Raw genomic sequence first — 13,711 nt, forward strand, 5'->3', positions numbered from 1 at the left:
GAAGCGGAGCCGACCAGCGGAGGGCCGATGGCCGCCCTCGTCGCGTGGGCTGCCGCCTGGTTCATCCGGGCTCTGCGCTGCACGGTCCGCCTCCGCTTCCACGAGGACGGGGAGCTCCGCCGGCTCGAAGATCACGACGAACGGTTCATCCTGGCTTTCTGGCACCGGCACCTGCTCCTCATGCCCTACGCTTACCGCGGTCGTGGGATCAGCGTCCTGATCAGCCGGAGCCGCGATGGCGAGCTCATCGCGCGGACCGTTGCGCATTTCGGCATCGACTCGTGTCGCGGCTCTTCGAGCCGGGGAGGCGCAGCGGGATTGCGCGACCTGCTTCGTCGTGCTCGGTCGGGGTCCGATCTCGCGTTCACTCCCGACGGACCACGCGGCCCGGTCGGAGTCGTGCAGCCGGGCGTAATTGCCGCGGCGGCCGCAACCGGCTGGCCAATCGTGCCGATCGCCATGGCCGCGTCGCGCTGTCGACGCCTGCGCAGCTGGGATCGCTTCGTGGTTCCGCTCCCGGGGGCGCGGGTTCAATTCGTGGTGGGGGAGGCCCTGGCGGTCGGGCGAGGGGACGATCCGGAGATCGCGGCGCTCGAGCTGGCGCGTCGCCTGGACGGAGCCGAGGAGCGAGCCGCCAGGTTCGCAGGAGGGAAATCCTCATGAAGAGCATGACCGGGTCGGGTACCGGCGAGGGCACGACGCCGAAGGCGCGAGTTTCGGCGAAGGTGTCGAGCGTCAATCACCGGTTCCTCGACGTGCAGCTTCGCCTGCCCGAGGCGCTCTCCGGGCTCGAGCCTGCGGTACGCGAGGCCGTAGCGAGCCGTGTGACCCGCGGGAGATTGGAGATTCAGGTCCGGGTCGATTCCACGGACGACGCCGCGCTCACCCTGCAAGTCGACCGCTCGGCCGTCCGCGCCCTTCGCCGGGAGCTCATCGATCTCGCGTCGGAAGGGCTGATCGACGACGCCCGACTCGAAGCCCGTGACCTGCTGCGAGTGTCCCACCTGCTGCGCTTCGCCAGCGACGACGGTGGAACGGACGATTCCTTGCTCGCCGTCGCCCAGTCGGCGATCGGTCAGGCGCTCGACCAGCTGTCCGCGGCGCGCGAACGCGAGGGCTCGCGTGTCGGCGAGGCGATCGCCGAACGGATCGTCGTCTTCCGGTCGCTCGTCGCGCGGGTCGCGGAACGTCGCGAGACGTTGCGCAGCGAGCTGCTCGGCAACTTGCGACGCCGGCTCGAGGTGCTGCTCGACGGACGCGAGGTGCCGGAAGATCGGCTCGCGGTCGAGATCGCCATCCTCGCCGATCGCGCCGACGTCTCCGAGGAGATCGATCGACTCCAGGCGCACCTGGACCACTTCGTCGAGCTGATGGCGGCGGACGGCGCCGTCGGCAAGCGGCTCGACTTCCTCTGCCAGGAGCTGCTGCGCGAAGTCAACACGCTCGGCTCGAAGTGCCGCGATGCCGCGACGACGCGCGAAGTGCTCGAAGCCAAGCAACTCTGCGAGCAGATTCGCGAACAGGTTCAGAACGTCGAATGACCCAGACCAGCGCACCCGGAGCCTAGTGATGCCGCGAGGTGATCTGTTCCTCATCTCCGCCCCCTCGGGGGGTGGCAAGACGACCCTGATGAAGGCGCTCGAGGAGAAACTGGGAGCCGCCTCCAACCTCGCGTTCGTGGTCAGCCACACGACGAGAAGACCGCGGGCCGGCGAGCTGCCCGGGGTCGACTACCACTTCGTGGACGACCAGACCTTCGATCGGATGCTGGAGGACGGGGAGTTTCTCGAGTGGGCTCCGGTTCACGGCCACCGATACGGTACCGCGGCCATGGAAGTCGTTCCGCTGCTCGAACGTGGACTCGATGTCATCCATGACCTCGACGTCCAGGGGACCGAGCGCCTCGTCCAGTCCTTGCCGGAGGCGCATACGGTCTTCGTCCTCCCCCCGAGCTATGCGGAGCTTGCGCGACGACTGTCAGCGCGGGCGGCCGACCCGCCAGCGGAAATCCTCGTCCGGCTTGGCGTATCTCTCTCAGAAATCGAACGTTACGAGCGATACGACTATGTTATTATCAACCGCGATCTGGCCACGGCCGTCGAGGCCCTGGTGGGGATCGTGTTGGAAAAGCGTCACCGGCGGGTGCGGATGCGCGAGGCGGCCGAGTCCATCCTTGCGGATTTCCGTGCCAAGCTGCGGAGCGATTCCGCGGGTTGACCCGACCGCATTCCCGAAGCCGAGGAGCCGATGGATCGAATTCCCGAGCGTATCGACAGCACTTTCCGTTTCGTCCTTCTGGCCGCACGGCGCGCCGAGCAGTTGATCCAGGGGGCGCCGGCCAAGGTGGAGCAGACCCACGCGAAGCCGACGAGGGTCGCCGTGCAGGAGATCCAGCGGGATCTCGTCTCCTGGGACTACGGTCCGCCGCCGGTCGAAGAGGTGCCGCCCTCCGAGGCACCTTCCGCCGAACCGCCCGCCGAGATCTGATTCCGCGACCCGAGGCTCCGGCACGTGCGGGTTCTGCTCGGCATCGGAGGCGGCATCGCCGCTTTCAAGGCGCCGGAGATCGTCCGCCGCCTGCGGGAGCGAGGGCACGAGGTACGGTGCGCTCCGACGCGCGCCGCCGCCTCGTTCGTGGCGCCCCTGACGCTCGAAGTGCTTTCGGGCCATCCCCTGCTTACCGAGGCCTATCTCGAGGCGGGAGGGGATGGTGCGGAAGAGCACATCGAGGCCGCTCGATGGGCGGAGTTGGCGATCCTCGCGCCCGCCACGGCGCATCTTCTCGCCCGACTCGCCCTGGGACTTGCCGATGACGTGCTGACCACCACGCTCTTGGCGTTCGAGGGCCCTGTGGTCGCCGCACCGGCGATGCATGCGGCGATGTGGAGCAAGTCGGTGGTCGGCGAGCACGTCGAGCGCCTGCGGAATCGTGGATTCACCCTCGTGGGACCGGTCCGCGGTCCCCTGGCTTCCGGCGAAGTCGGCTGGGGGCGCATGGCGGATCCCGAGGCGATCGTCGATGCGGCGGAGAAGGTTCTGCGCCCGCGCGATTTCGCCGGCCGGCGCGTCTTGATTACCGCTGGCCCGACCTACGAGCCGATCGACCCCGTGCGCTTCGTCGGGAATCGATCGAGCGGGAAGATGGGCTTCGCCCTTGCCGCCGAGGCGATCGCCCGGGGAGCCCAGGTCGACCTGGTCGCCGGACCGGTGTCCCTGCCGACCCCGAACGGGGTGACGCGCCTCGATGTCGAGACGGCCGCCGAGATGGCGGCCGCCGTGGCGGAGCGCGCGCCGAAGGCCGACGTGGTCATCATGGCTGCGGCGGTGGCCGATTTTCGTCCGGCGAAAGCCGCGGCCGTCAAGATCAAGAAGCGCGACGGCGATCCCGAGCCGCTCGCGCTCGTCCGCAACCCGGACATCCTGGCGAGTCTCGCCGACCTGGCGCCCCAGGCGGTGCGCGTGGGATTCGCCGCCGAGACCGGGAACCTCGAACAAGAGGGACCGGTCAAGCTGCAAGCGAAGCGGGCACGTCTCCTCGTCGCCAACGATGTCTCCCGCCCGGATATCGGCTTCGGGAGCGAGAGCAACGAAGTGACCATCTTCCGCGCAAGTGGCTCGCCGATCCGAGTCCCGCGTCGGTCCAAGGCGGAAGTGGCTCGCGTCATTCTCGATCTCGTGAACCAGGAACTGGCACCCCGTGAAGACTCCCCTCGAACCGGCGCTGGCTGACTGGATCGGCTACCTGGCCGACATCGGCTACGGTGACCTTCGCCGGGCGGGCCCCGCAGGGGCGGCCGCTCCTGCGGAGCGCCAATCGTCAAGTGACGTGGCGCCGCAGCCCTCCGATGGGTCAACTCGCGGCTCACGATCGGCGGTGAGCGAGCCGGACGGAGAGGGAAAGCGTGCAGACGCTCTCCGCGTCCTCGGTGAGAAGGCGGCGGGATGCGTGGCCTGCCGCCTGGCTTCCCAGCGCGGGCGAGTGGTCTTCGGATCGGGGCCGTCCTCGGCTCGACTCATGCTCGTCGGCGAGGGGCCCGGGGCGGAAGAGGACCGCCAGGGGTTGCCGTTCGTCGGCCGGGCAGGGGAGTTGCTGACGCGGATCCTCGCTGCGATCGACGAGCGCCGCGATGAGGTCTACATCGCCAACATCGTGAAGTGCCGACCTCCGGCGAATCGCGAGCCGGAAGCCGACGAGGTCGAAGCCTGCATCGGCTTTCTCGAACGTCAGATCGATCTCGTCAAGCCGCGGGTCATCGTCTGCCTCGGTCGCATCTCGGCCCAGACGCTCCTCGGCAACGCCATGCCGATCGGCCGGATGCGAGGCAACTGGTACAACGTGCGCGGGATCGAGACCATGGTGACCTACCATCCGGCGGCGCTCCTGAGGAATCCGTCCCTCAAGCGTCCGACCTGGGAGGACATGCAGAAGGTCCGCGATCGCCTTCGCGAGCTGAACTGACCCGACGCCGCCAGGGCGTCACTCGAGGCGGTGAACCGTGGAGCGAGGTTTTCGGATCGAAATCGCTGCTGCCGAGCCGAAGGGTTGCGACCGGCTCGTCGCCTTCACCTTCGAGGACCGCGAGTCCCATTTCCCGGCCGGGGTGCATGCCCGCTTCACCGAGCTCGCTCGGACGAGAGGATCGCGTGGCGTCGCTGGCGAACGCCTCGAGACGTCCGATCCACTGGGCGAAGGCCGGGTGCTCGAATTGCGCGGGCTGGGTCCCTCTCCAGCCCTGAAGCTCGAGACGCTCTGCGCGGCGGTGACGCGCGCGGCGCGCGACGGCGCCGCTGCCGGATCTGCCCGACTCGGCGTGCTGCTTCCGGACTCGGAGCTCCTGCGCCAGCCAGCTCATGCGGAAAGGATGCTCCGCGAGCTCGCGCTCGCAAGCTATCGCTTCGATCGCTTCCGCACTTCGGCAGATCCGGAGGCGAGGTCGCCGATGCGGATCGATGTCGTGCCTCCGACCGGGGACCTTCGAGGCTGGCGATCTGCCCTCCGCCGCGCAGCGATCGTCGGTCGAGCGACGCGCGCTGCTCGGGATCTCGCGAACACGCCGCCGAACGAGGCGACGCCGGACTGGATGGCATCGCGGGTCCGCGACCTCGGTCGTCGAATCGGGGCGAAGGTGACCGTGCTCGGCGAGCGCGAGCTGGCGCGTCGCGGGATGGGCGGCATCCTGGCGGTCGGACGCGGGTCATCGAACCCGCCTCGCATGGTTCGGCTGGAGTGGGGCCGAGGACCGCAGACGATCGCGCTCGTCGGCAAGGGGGTGACCTTCGACAGCGGCGGGTTGTCGATCAAGCCGGCAGCCGCCATGGACGAGATGAAGTGGGACAAGTGCGGCGCATGCGCCGTCTTCGGCGCGCTCCAGGCCGCCGCAGAGCTCTCGCTGCCCCTGCGCCTCCGCGCCTACCTGCCCTTTGCCGAGAACATGCTGGGGGGAGCCGCCTACCGCCCGGGCGACATCGTGACCTGCGGCAATGGCAAGACCGTCGAGATCCTGAACACGGACGCCGAAGGAAGGATGATCCTCGCCGATGCCATGGCCTGGGCGGCGAGTGACCGTGCCGACGCGCTCGTCGAACTCTCGACACTGACCGGCGCTTGCGTCGTCGCGCTCGGGCAGAACATCGCGGGGCTTTTCACTCCCGACGATCCCTTGGCCGAAGAGCTGACGGACGCGGCGAACGCTACCGGGGAACGGATCTGGAGGTTGCCGCTGGGAGCCGAGTTCCTCGAGGAGATGCGGGGGGCCCACGCGGACCTGCGCAACTCCGGCGGTCGATGGGGTGGCGCGAGCAACGCCGCCGCGTTTCTTTCCCAATTCGTCGAACCTGTTTCCCGCTGGGCGCACCTCGACATCGCCGGACCGGCCTACGTCGGCGGGGAGGATCGGGTGCGTCGGGGCGCCACCGGGTTCGGCGTGGCTCTGGTCGTCGAATGGCTCTCGCGGATCGCCGAGGGCACGGCCCGCCGTCGTCCGGCCCGAGCCTGATGAACGAGCTCTCCGTCGACGCCTTGCGTCTCGGCTTCTCGGCCGGCGGAGGGCGACGGACGGAGGTCCTCCGGGGCGTATCGCTCCACCTTTCCTCGGGCGAAGCGGTCGGTCTGGTGGGCGAGTCCGGCTCGGGAAAGAGCCTGCTCGCTCGCGCCATCCTCGGGTTGCTCCCTCGTCACGCCTCGATTGGAGCCGGACGGATCCTCCTCGATGGCACCGATCTCCTCGCCGAAGCGGCGGGAGCTCATCGGCAGGTCCGGGGAAGCCGCCTCGGACTGGTTCTCCAGGAGCCAGCAGGAGCGCTGAACCCGGTGCTCTCCGTCGGCAGTCAGCTCGTCGAGGTGCTGCGGGCCCATCACCCACTCGGGAGGCGGGCCGCCGCAGCCGCGGCGGCAGAGCTCATCGAGATGGTTGCGCTCGCCAGGGGGGCGGAGGTCCTGGCCGCCTATCCCCACGAGCTCTCGGGCGGTCAACGGCAGCGAGTGCTGCTCGCCCTCGCGCTCGCAGCTCGCCCCCAGTTTCTGCTTGCCGACGAGCCAACGACCGCACTCGACTCGACGGTTCAACTGCGGATCCTCGGACTCCTCGATCGCCTGCGGCGCGAGCTCACCCTCGGGCTTCTCCTCATCACCCACGATCTGGCAGCCGTCGCTGCCATTTGCGCTCGCGCCTACGTCCTTTACGCGGGTGAGGTCGTCGAGGAGGGTCCGCTCTCCGACCTGTTCGCCACCCCTCGCCACCCGTACACGGCCGGACTGGTGGCCGCCCAACCTCGAGTTGGCCAGCGGCACCCTCGAGGGGGCCTTCCGACGATCGGGGGCCAGGTTCCGGAGCCTTCGGCGCTTCCACCGGGATGCCCCTTCCATCCGCGTTGTCCGAGGGTGCTGCCGCGCTGTTCGTTCGAACGGGCGCCCTGGGTCGTGACCGGAACGGACCGGGGCGCTCGCTGCCACCTCCTCGTCTCGGCGGGGGAGCCATGACGCCGTTGCTCGAGGCCACCGGGCTCACCCGGTCCTTCCCGTCTCGGCTCGGCAACACCGGCCAGTCGACGCTGGCGCTTGCCGGGGTGGATCTCGTGCTGGAGCGTGGCGAAACTCTGGCCGTGGTCGGGGAGTCAGGCTGTGGCAAGACCACCCTCGGTCGTTGCCTGCTGCGCCTTCTCGAGCCCGACGCCGGATCGGTGCGGTTCGACGGGGTCGACATCCTGTCGCTCGGAGACCGCGAGCTGCGACGGCTGCGGCGCCGGATGCAGATGGTCTTCCAGGACCCGATGGGGTCGCTCGATCCGAGGATGCGGATTGGTGAGGTGTTGGCCGAGCCGATGGCGGCCCACCGTCTCGCCGGGCCCGAGGAACGGCGGTTGGCCGTCGCTCGCCTCGTCGAACGGGTCGGCCTGTCTGCAGACACTGTTCGGCGACTCCCCCACGAATTCTCCGGCGGGCAGCGTCAGCGGATCGCCATCGCGCGGGCACTGGCCACGGACCCGGATCTCCTGGTGGCCGACGAACCGGTCTCGTCGCTCGACGTGTCGGTCCGGGCGCAGATCGTCAACCTCCTGGCCGGGATCCAAGGCGAACGCGGCCTCGCGATGCTGTTCATCGCCCACGACCTGGCGCTCGTCGAGCATCTCGCCGACCGGGTGGCGGTGATGTACCGTGGCCGGATCGTCGAGACGGCGTCGACCTCTCGGCTCTTCGCCGCCCCGAGACATCCCTACACCGTCGAGCTGCTCTCAGCCTCGACCGCGACGGCTGCCGCCTTGGCCGAATCGCGGCAGCTTCCTCCGGAGCCTGCAGAGTCCGTGGGTGCGGGGCAGCGGGACGCCGGTTGTCCGTTTCGCCTCCGCTGTCTCGGAGCTGGCGAACGCTGCGCTGCCGAGCGCCCGGAGCTCGTGACCGCCGATTCGGGACATCGAGTGGCGTGCCACTTTCCGGGTAGCATTCCCTTCGAGCCGGAATCGGCGGCCCCGCAGCGGAACTTTTCTCCACCGGGTGCGTAGGTTCAGATGAATAGGCGCTGGGCGCCAGCAGGAGCTTTCCAATCGATGAGGATCCCACGGATGAATCCGAAACTTCGTGCGTCGCAGTCGGCCGGGAGCGGGAGGACCGCTCTGATCGTCGCCGCGGTTCTCGCCCTCGGGGCGTGGTCGGTCGAGGCGGCCCAAGAGACCGTGCAGGTCTCGAGCAACCTGGCTCGGAGCACCACCGCTCCGGAGCTGCAAGCCGTCGAAGGAAAGGTCAAGCTTCGCCTCGATGACGCCATCTCGATCGCACTCGAGCGCAACCTGTCGCTGCAGGTGCAGCGCTACGACCGGGAACGGAGCCGGCTCGGAATCGAGCAGGCTCTGGGGATGTACGATTTCTCGCTGACATCGTCGGCGCAGGCGTCCAGCGACACCAGCCCTGCCGCTTCGAATCTCGATGGCGCCGAGGTCCAGAAGAGCGATCGACTCGGGCTGCAGCTCGGCCTTTCGCGCCTCGTACCGACCGGCGGCGTCGCCGACGTGGCCTGGTCGAATAGTCGGCTGAAGACGAATTCGAGCTTCGCGCTGGTCAATCCGTCCTACAACTCCGGACTTGACTTCACCTTCTCGCAGCCGCTGCTGAGGGACTTCGGCAAGGCGGTCACCGAGCGACCGATCGTGATCGCTCGCAACGGCGATGAGCTCAGTCGGCTCGCCTTTGTCCAGCGGGTCACCGACCTGCTCCGCGACGTCGAGAACGCCTACTGGAGCCTCATCGACGCGAGGTACCAGCTCGAGGTCGCCCAGGCGAGTCTCGATCTGGCGCGTCAACTTCACGAGCAGAACCGCGTGCGTGTCGAGGTCGGCACCTTGGCGCCGCTCGAGCTGGTGCAGAGCGAGGTCGGGATCTCGACGCGTGAGGAGGAGATCATCCGCGCGCAGTTGGGGGTCGGAGACGCCGAGGACCGTCTGCGGCAGTTGCTCGGGCTCGATCGCGGCGACCTCTGGTCTGCCGAGATCGTGCCCGAGACGGCACCGGAGACGAGCCCGTATCCGATCGCCATCGAGAAGGCCATCGACACCGCTCTGCAAGAGCGCCCCGAAGTGGCGATCAAGCGCGTGACGCGCCAGAATCTGGCCGTCGACGCGGCCTACTATCGGAACCAGACCCTCCCACGCCTCGATGTGCGGGCGATCTACGGATTCAACGGCGTGGGTGGCGACGTGATCCTCACCGACTCGCTCGGTCACCCGATCGGCGTCGATACCGGTGGCTGGGGCGACGCGGTCCAGCAGGTCGCGGACGCGAACTACCGCGGCTGGTCGCTCGGCGTCTCCTTCGCCTACCCGTTGCAGAACCGGACCGCGCGCGCCAAGAGCGCCCAGGCCAATCTCCAGCTCTCGCAGAACGACACGGAGATGAAGGAGCTCGAGCTTGGCGTTTCGACCGAGGTGAGATCGGCCGCTCGTCTCGTGGAGGCCGCTGCCAAGGCGATCGAGACGGCTCGCGCCTCGCGGCGCCTGGCCGAGAAGAACCTGGAAGCCGAACAGAAGAAGTACGAGAACGGGCTGTCGACGAGCTTCCAGGTTCTGCAGATCCAGGACGAGCTGACCTCGGCTCGCAGCCGTCTGGCCAACGCGGTCACCGGCTACCGCAAGGCGCTGGTGGTCTTCCATCGAGCGACGGGCCGCCTCGTTCCCGAGAGCGGAGTGGAAGTCGTCTCGGATCCGATCCCGGCCAAGAGTCGCTGAACACGACGGAACGGGAGAACCTGACGATGGAATCTTCGTTTGGCAGACTGTTCGGGGTCATCGTCTCGCCCCGCAAGACCTTCGAGTCGATCGCCGAGAAACCCACCTGGGCGTTGGCCCTGGTGGTCCTCATGCTGGTCGGGACGGTGGCCGTCTGGTTCTCGATCTCCAAGATCGATCCCGCGTCGCTTGCCCGGTCCGTCGCGGAACAGTCGAATCAGGAGCTGCCGCCGCAGATGACGCCGGAGCGCCTCCACACGATGACGATGGTCTCCAGCGTCGTCTTCGCTCTCGTCTTCGGTCCCTTGATCTACCTGGCAGCTGCAGGGCTCTTCCTCGTCGCCTCGCGGCTGTTCGGAAGCGAGATCGACTTCCGACGGGCCTTCTCGGTCACGCTGCACGGGCTGGTACCGTTCGGCGTTGCAGCCCTCCTGGGAATTCCCGTCGCCCTGGCCAAGGAGTCCGTGACGCTGGAGGAGGTGCAGGGCGGCTCGATCCTCGCTTCGAACCTCGGGGCCTTCGCGAGCCCGGACCTCGGCAAGGTGAGCCAGGCGCTGTTGTCGAGCGTGGACCTCTTCTCGATCTGGTGCATCGTGCTCCTGGTGATCGGCTTCCAGACCGTGGGCAAGCTCTCGCGAGGCAGCGCCACCGCCAGCGTCGTCACCGTCTGGATGCTCGGACTGCTCGCCAAGGTCGGCATGGCAGCGCTGCGCTGACCCGCTGACCAGGCCGTCGTGTGGCTCGTCGACCGGACGACGAGTCGGAACATGTAGTCAAGGGACGAAGCAGGACGTTCGCGCGAGGAAGGCGAGTCATGGCCCTGATCCACCTGCAAGGGGTGAAGAAGCTGTACGACATGGGAGCCGAGCAGGTTCGCGCCCTCAATGGCCTGGACCTCGAGGTCGAGAGGGGCGAGTACCTGGCCATCATGGGGCCGTCGGGAAGCGGCAAGTCGACGCTCATGAACCTTCTCGGTTGCCTCGATACGCCGACAGAAGGCACCTACGTGCTCAACGGGACGGCGGTCGAGAAGCTCAACGACGAGGAGCTGGCCGCCATCCGCAATCGCGAGATCGGCTTCGTTTTCCAGACCTTCAATCTGTTGGCGCGAACCGATGCGCTCCAGAACGTCGAGTTGCCCCTGATCTACTCGGGAGTCCCGCGCAAAGAGCGTCGCGAGCGGGCGCTCGAAGCGCTGCGGCGGGTCGGTCTGGGGGATCGAGTCCATCACCAGCCGAACGAGCTCTCCGGCGGCCAGCGTCAGCGTGTGGCGGTCGCGCGGGCGCTGGTGAACTCGCCTTCCATCCTGTTGGCCGACGAGCCGACCGGGAACCTCGACTCGGCGACCTCGACCGAGATCATGGGCCTGTTCGACGAGTTGCACCGCGCTGGCAACACGGTCATCCTGGTGACGCACGAGCTCGACATCGCCGATCACGCCGAGCGAAGGGTCCTGCTGCGCGACGGCCGGGTGGTCAGCGACGAACGCTCGCCGCGCTCGAATCCGCGGCAACCGGCAGAAGCCGCGGGCTCACCGGCGGTCGCCTAGCTGAGACTTCGAAGGCTGGGTCGGGTCACGCCTCCGGTCGAACGCCTCGAGGCGGATCGACCTCGTGGCCACCGGCATGTCCGCCACGGTTTCGCCGAAGCCGTTCGGCAACGACTCTTGCCCTTGGCGGCACGGGCGGTGGGGAAGGGCCACCGCGTGTCAACGACCGAGCGTGGGAGGCCCGCCATTTCCAGGACCTGCGGGCAGCAGCGACAGTTGTGGTGCCGGAGACAGGAATCGAACCTGCACGGCCGCAAGGACCGGGGGATTTTGAGTCCCCTGCGTCTACCGTTCCGCCACTCCGGCAATCTGTGACCCAGCGAGCGGCGTCGGGATGCTATGGGCGAGGGCGAGGGGTGTCAACGCGTCCCAACGCCTCCCCGGCAGGTCAGAATTGACCGAGCCCACCTTTTTGGGTAGAATGCAGTGGTCGGAAGGGTAGGGCGAGAGTCAGCTCAGACCTCCAAGCCGCTGCAAATCAAGGGAGTCAAGTGATCGTGACATTCAAGGTCGGCCAGAAGGTGGTCTACCCGAATCACGGTGTCACCGTGATCGAGGAGATCGGACCGAGTCGGCTCGACGGTACCGAGCAGACTTTCTACCACCTCAGGCTGCTGTCGAATAATTCGAAGGTGATGGTCCCGAAGGCGAACCTCGAGCTCGTCGGTCTGCGGCCGTTGAGCGAAACGCGGGAGCTTCGCGCTCTCTTCGCGATCCTCGAGGACGGAAACGTCGATACGTACAAGGACTGGAAGGGCCGATACAAGCAGAATCTCGACAAGATGAAGACCGGCCGCCTGTCCGATGTCGCCGAGGTGCTCAAGAACCTCCGTTTCGTCAGCCAGAAGAAGAGCCTCTCGTTCCGCGAAAAGAAGATGTACGAACGGGCCAAGCACTTCATCGTCAGCGAGGTGGCCCACGTCAAGGAGATCACCGAACGGGACGCCGAGGTCCTCGTCGAGCGGGCGCTGTCGGCGAGTCTCGAGAAGAAGCACCGTTCCGGCTCGGTCGCTTCGGCCGCTGTCGGCTGAACTGGAGCAAACTTCGAGCCTCGAAAGGGCGGGTCGTCGACCCGCCCTTTTTCTATACAATCGATTCGTGCGATCCCTCCTCCCGCTCGTCGGAGTGCTGGTCGGTCTCGGGTCGGCGGCTCTTCTCGGAGCCGCCCCTCCGGTCCCGGCTCAAACCTCGATCGACGCCGCTCTCGACCTCGAGGGCCGCCTCCTCGACGAGGACGCGTCCACGTATCAGGATGTTCGAGCGCGCGAGGTCGCGGCGCGGAAAGCCGCCGACGACATCCTCGGACGGCTCGACGGAGCGATGACGGGCGACGCTGCGAGTGCGCCCGCGGAGCTGGCCCGCATGGCACAAGAGCTCGAAGGGAGCCTGGCCGAAGCGAACCGGTGGGCCAAGAGCGCCGCAGACCTGCGGCGGACGATGATCGAGAGGCGCCGGCGGATCGCCGAGCTCGCGCGATATCGATCGACCTCCGGCTTGGCGGACGAGACGGCGTCCGATCCGGTGTCGGGGAACTGGACCGTGCGGATTCTGCCTTCTGGCCAGGTGGCCGAGTTTCGCATCGAGCTCGATGTTTCGCTCGTGACCGGGAGCTATCGAACGGCGACCGGCTCGGTCGGCTCCCTCCGCGGCACCTTCGTCGGCGACGTGCTCACCCTCGAGCGCGTCGATACCATGAAGGGCGCCGACTTGATCTTCGAAGGGCGGCTGGACCGGAGCCGAGGGGAAGTACGAGGCACCTGGCGCTCCACCTTGCTCTCGAGCGGAGAGCCAGCCGCCGGCAACTGGGTGGCCTTCCGCCAGGCTCCGACAACCTCAGGAGGCGGGAATTGAACCGGGAAAGCGCGCTGTTTCTCAGCATCGGACTGCTGGGTGGATTCATCTTGGGGTATCTGGTCCACGAGTCGATGGCGGCCAGGCAGCCGGCGCGCCTCGGTGCGAACCCGGCCGTCGCTGCCGCACCTGGAGGGATGCCTGCGTCCAGTCCTGCTCCGATGGGCGGGGGGGCGGCGATGCCGGAGATCGAGAACCTCCGCAAGCGAGTCGAGCAGAACCCCAACGACCCGGATGCGGTCGTCGCCCTGGCGAACGCCAATTTCGACATTCAGAACTGGGGGCGAGCGATCGAGCTCTATGAGCAATTCGAGAAACTCCGCCCGGGGAACCCGGACGTCCTGACCGATCTCGGCGTCTGCTTGCGTGCCAGCGGGCGACTCGACGAGGCGCTCGCGACGTTCCGGAAGGCTCAGGCTCTTTCGCCGACGCACTGGCAGTCGCGGTTCAACGAAGTCGTCGTCCTCGCTTTCGACCAGGGCAACTATCCTGCGGCCCGAGCCGTGATCGCCAAGCTGCGACAGATCCAGCCGAACAGCCCAGAGCTCGACCGGCTCGAGCAGGAGATGGCAAAACGCCAAGGCGCGTCGTGAGGCG

15 protein-coding genes and 1 tRNA gene are annotated in these 13,711 nt (G+C 67.7%); 15 read left to right on the forward strand and 1 reads right to left on the reverse strand.

All coding sequences use genetic code 11. The annotated features are described in order from the left end of the window. Nucleotides 1–27: 27 nt before the first annotated feature. The 12 genes from IPJ17_14435 to IPJ17_14490 all read left to right on the forward strand — a co-directional run bounded on the left by IPJ17_14435 (nucleotide 28) and on the right by IPJ17_14490 (nucleotide 11,263). Nucleotides 28–663, forward strand: a complete 636-nt coding sequence (locus tag IPJ17_14435; protein ID QQR72689.1) for a lysophospholipid acyltransferase family protein — start codon at nucleotides 28–30, stop codon at nucleotides 661–663. After that, entirely contained in the window at nucleotides 660–1,541 is an 882-nt protein-coding gene (locus tag IPJ17_14440) for a YicC family protein (protein QQR72690.1), read from the forward strand. Before IPJ17_14435 ends, IPJ17_14440 begins: the two co-directional genes overlap by 4 nt. A 28-nt stretch (nucleotides 1,542–1,569) precedes the next feature. Beyond that, complete coding sequence (gene gmk / locus IPJ17_14445) at nucleotides 1,570–2,217, forward strand: guanylate kinase (GenBank protein QQR72691.1); 648 nt, start codon at nucleotides 1,570–1,572, stop codon at nucleotides 2,215–2,217. Nucleotides 2,218–2,247: 30 nt separating this feature from the next. Then, complete coding sequence (gene rpoZ / locus IPJ17_14450) at nucleotides 2,248–2,487, forward strand: DNA-directed RNA polymerase subunit omega (GenBank protein QQR72692.1); 240 nt, start codon at nucleotides 2,248–2,250, stop codon at nucleotides 2,485–2,487. A gap of 24 nt (nucleotides 2,488–2,511) precedes the next feature. Further along, a complete protein-coding gene (gene coaBC / locus IPJ17_14455) occupies nucleotides 2,512–3,729 on the forward strand; it encodes a bifunctional phosphopantothenoylcysteine decarboxylase/phosphopantothenate--cysteine ligase CoaBC (protein QQR72693.1) in 1,218 nt (405 codons plus the stop codon). Nucleotides 3,730–3,946: 217 nt separating this feature from the next. Then, entirely contained in the window at nucleotides 3,947–4,459 is a 513-nt protein-coding gene (locus tag IPJ17_14460) for a uracil-DNA glycosylase (GenBank protein ID QQR72694.1), read from the forward strand. A gap of 37 nt (nucleotides 4,460–4,496) precedes the next feature. Further along, nucleotides 4,497–5,996 carry a leucyl aminopeptidase family protein gene (locus IPJ17_14465; GenBank protein QQR72695.1) on the forward strand — a complete coding sequence of 500 codons (1,500 nt, stop codon included), beginning with the start codon at nucleotides 4,497–4,499 and terminating at the stop codon, nucleotides 5,994–5,996. Next, the gene (locus tag IPJ17_14470; GenBank protein QQR72696.1) at nucleotides 5,996–6,979 is read left to right on the forward strand and encodes an ABC transporter ATP-binding protein; all 984 of its coding nucleotides are present in this window, start codon (nucleotides 5,996–5,998) and stop codon (nucleotides 6,977–6,979) included. Before IPJ17_14465 ends, IPJ17_14470 begins: the two co-directional genes overlap by 1 nt. Continuing rightward, complete coding sequence (locus tag IPJ17_14475; GenBank protein QQR72697.1) at nucleotides 6,976–7,998, forward strand: ABC transporter ATP-binding protein; 1,023 nt, start codon at nucleotides 6,976–6,978, stop codon at nucleotides 7,996–7,998. The genes IPJ17_14470 and IPJ17_14475 overlap by 4 nt, the downstream gene beginning before the upstream one ends. 60 nt (nucleotides 7,999–8,058) lie before the next feature. Further along, nucleotides 8,059–9,714: a TolC family protein gene (locus IPJ17_14480; protein QQR72698.1), complete on the forward strand. Its 1,656-nt coding sequence runs from the start codon at nucleotides 8,059–8,061 to the stop codon at nucleotides 9,712–9,714. A 26-nt stretch (nucleotides 9,715–9,740) separates the two neighbouring features. Next, nucleotides 9,741–10,430 (forward strand): YIP1 family protein, encoded by a 690-nt coding sequence (locus IPJ17_14485; GenBank protein QQR72699.1) that lies wholly within the window; start codon nucleotides 9,741–9,743, stop codon nucleotides 10,428–10,430. Nucleotides 10,431–10,534: 104 nt separating this feature from the next. Next, nucleotides 10,535–11,263 (forward strand): ABC transporter ATP-binding protein, encoded by a 729-nt coding sequence (locus IPJ17_14490; GenBank protein QQR76186.1) that lies wholly within the window; start codon nucleotides 10,535–10,537, stop codon nucleotides 11,261–11,263. 219 nt (nucleotides 11,264–11,482) lie between these two features. Here IPJ17_14490 and IPJ17_14495 read toward each other — a convergent pair. Next, a tRNA-Leu gene (locus IPJ17_14495) sits at nucleotides 11,483–11,569 on the reverse strand. A gap of 191 nt (nucleotides 11,570–11,760) precedes the next feature. On the opposite strand from IPJ17_14495, the gene IPJ17_14500 reads away from it, so the two are divergent. The 3 genes from IPJ17_14500 to IPJ17_14510 all read left to right on the forward strand — a co-directional run bounded on the left by IPJ17_14500 (nucleotide 11,761) and on the right by IPJ17_14510 (nucleotide 13,707). After that, nucleotides 11,761–12,294, forward strand: a complete 534-nt coding sequence (locus IPJ17_14500; GenBank protein ID QQR72700.1) for a CarD family transcriptional regulator — start codon at nucleotides 11,761–11,763, stop codon at nucleotides 12,292–12,294. A gap of 67 nt (nucleotides 12,295–12,361) precedes the next feature. Next, the gene (locus IPJ17_14505) at nucleotides 12,362–13,114 is read left to right on the forward strand and encodes a hypothetical protein (GenBank protein QQR72701.1); all 753 of its coding nucleotides are present in this window, start codon (nucleotides 12,362–12,364) and stop codon (nucleotides 13,112–13,114) included. Continuing rightward, a complete protein-coding gene (locus IPJ17_14510) occupies nucleotides 13,111–13,707 on the forward strand; it encodes a tetratricopeptide repeat protein (protein QQR72702.1) in 597 nt (198 codons plus the stop codon). Before IPJ17_14505 ends, IPJ17_14510 begins: the two co-directional genes overlap by 4 nt. Nucleotides 13,708–13,711: the final 4 nt, after the last annotated feature.

This window comes from Holophagales bacterium (assembly GCA_016699405.1).
GTDB lineage: Bacteria > Acidobacteriota > Thermoanaerobaculia > Multivoradales > JAGPDF01 > JAAYLR01.

Excerpts from the sequence above, each read along its gene's own strand:
- IPJ17_14470 (QQR72696.1), top strand. The coding sequence starts at position 5,996 with ATGAACGAGCTCTCCGTCGACGCCTTGCGTCTCGGCTTCTCGGCCGGC.
- rpoZ (QQR72692.1), top strand. The coding sequence starts at position 2,248 with ATGGATCGAATTCCCGAGCGTATCGACAGCACTTTCCGTTTCGTCCTT.
- IPJ17_14485 (QQR72699.1), top strand. The coding sequence starts at position 9,741 with ATGGAATCTTCGTTTGGCAGACTGTTCGGGGTCATCGTCTCGCCCCGC.
- IPJ17_14435 (QQR72689.1), top strand. The coding sequence starts at position 28 with ATGGCCGCCCTCGTCGCGTGGGCTGCCGCCTGGTTCATCCGGGCTCTG.
- IPJ17_14480 (QQR72698.1), top strand. The coding sequence starts at position 8,059 with ATGAATCCGAAACTTCGTGCGTCGCAGTCGGCCGGGAGCGGGAGGACC.
- gmk (QQR72691.1), top strand. The coding sequence starts at position 1,570 with ATGCCGCGAGGTGATCTGTTCCTCATCTCCGCCCCCTCGGGGGGTGGC.
- IPJ17_14475 (QQR72697.1), top strand. The coding sequence starts at position 6,976 with ATGACGCCGTTGCTCGAGGCCACCGGGCTCACCCGGTCCTTCCCGTCT.
- IPJ17_14440 (QQR72690.1), top strand. The coding sequence starts at position 660 with ATGAAGAGCATGACCGGGTCGGGTACCGGCGAGGGCACGACGCCGAAG.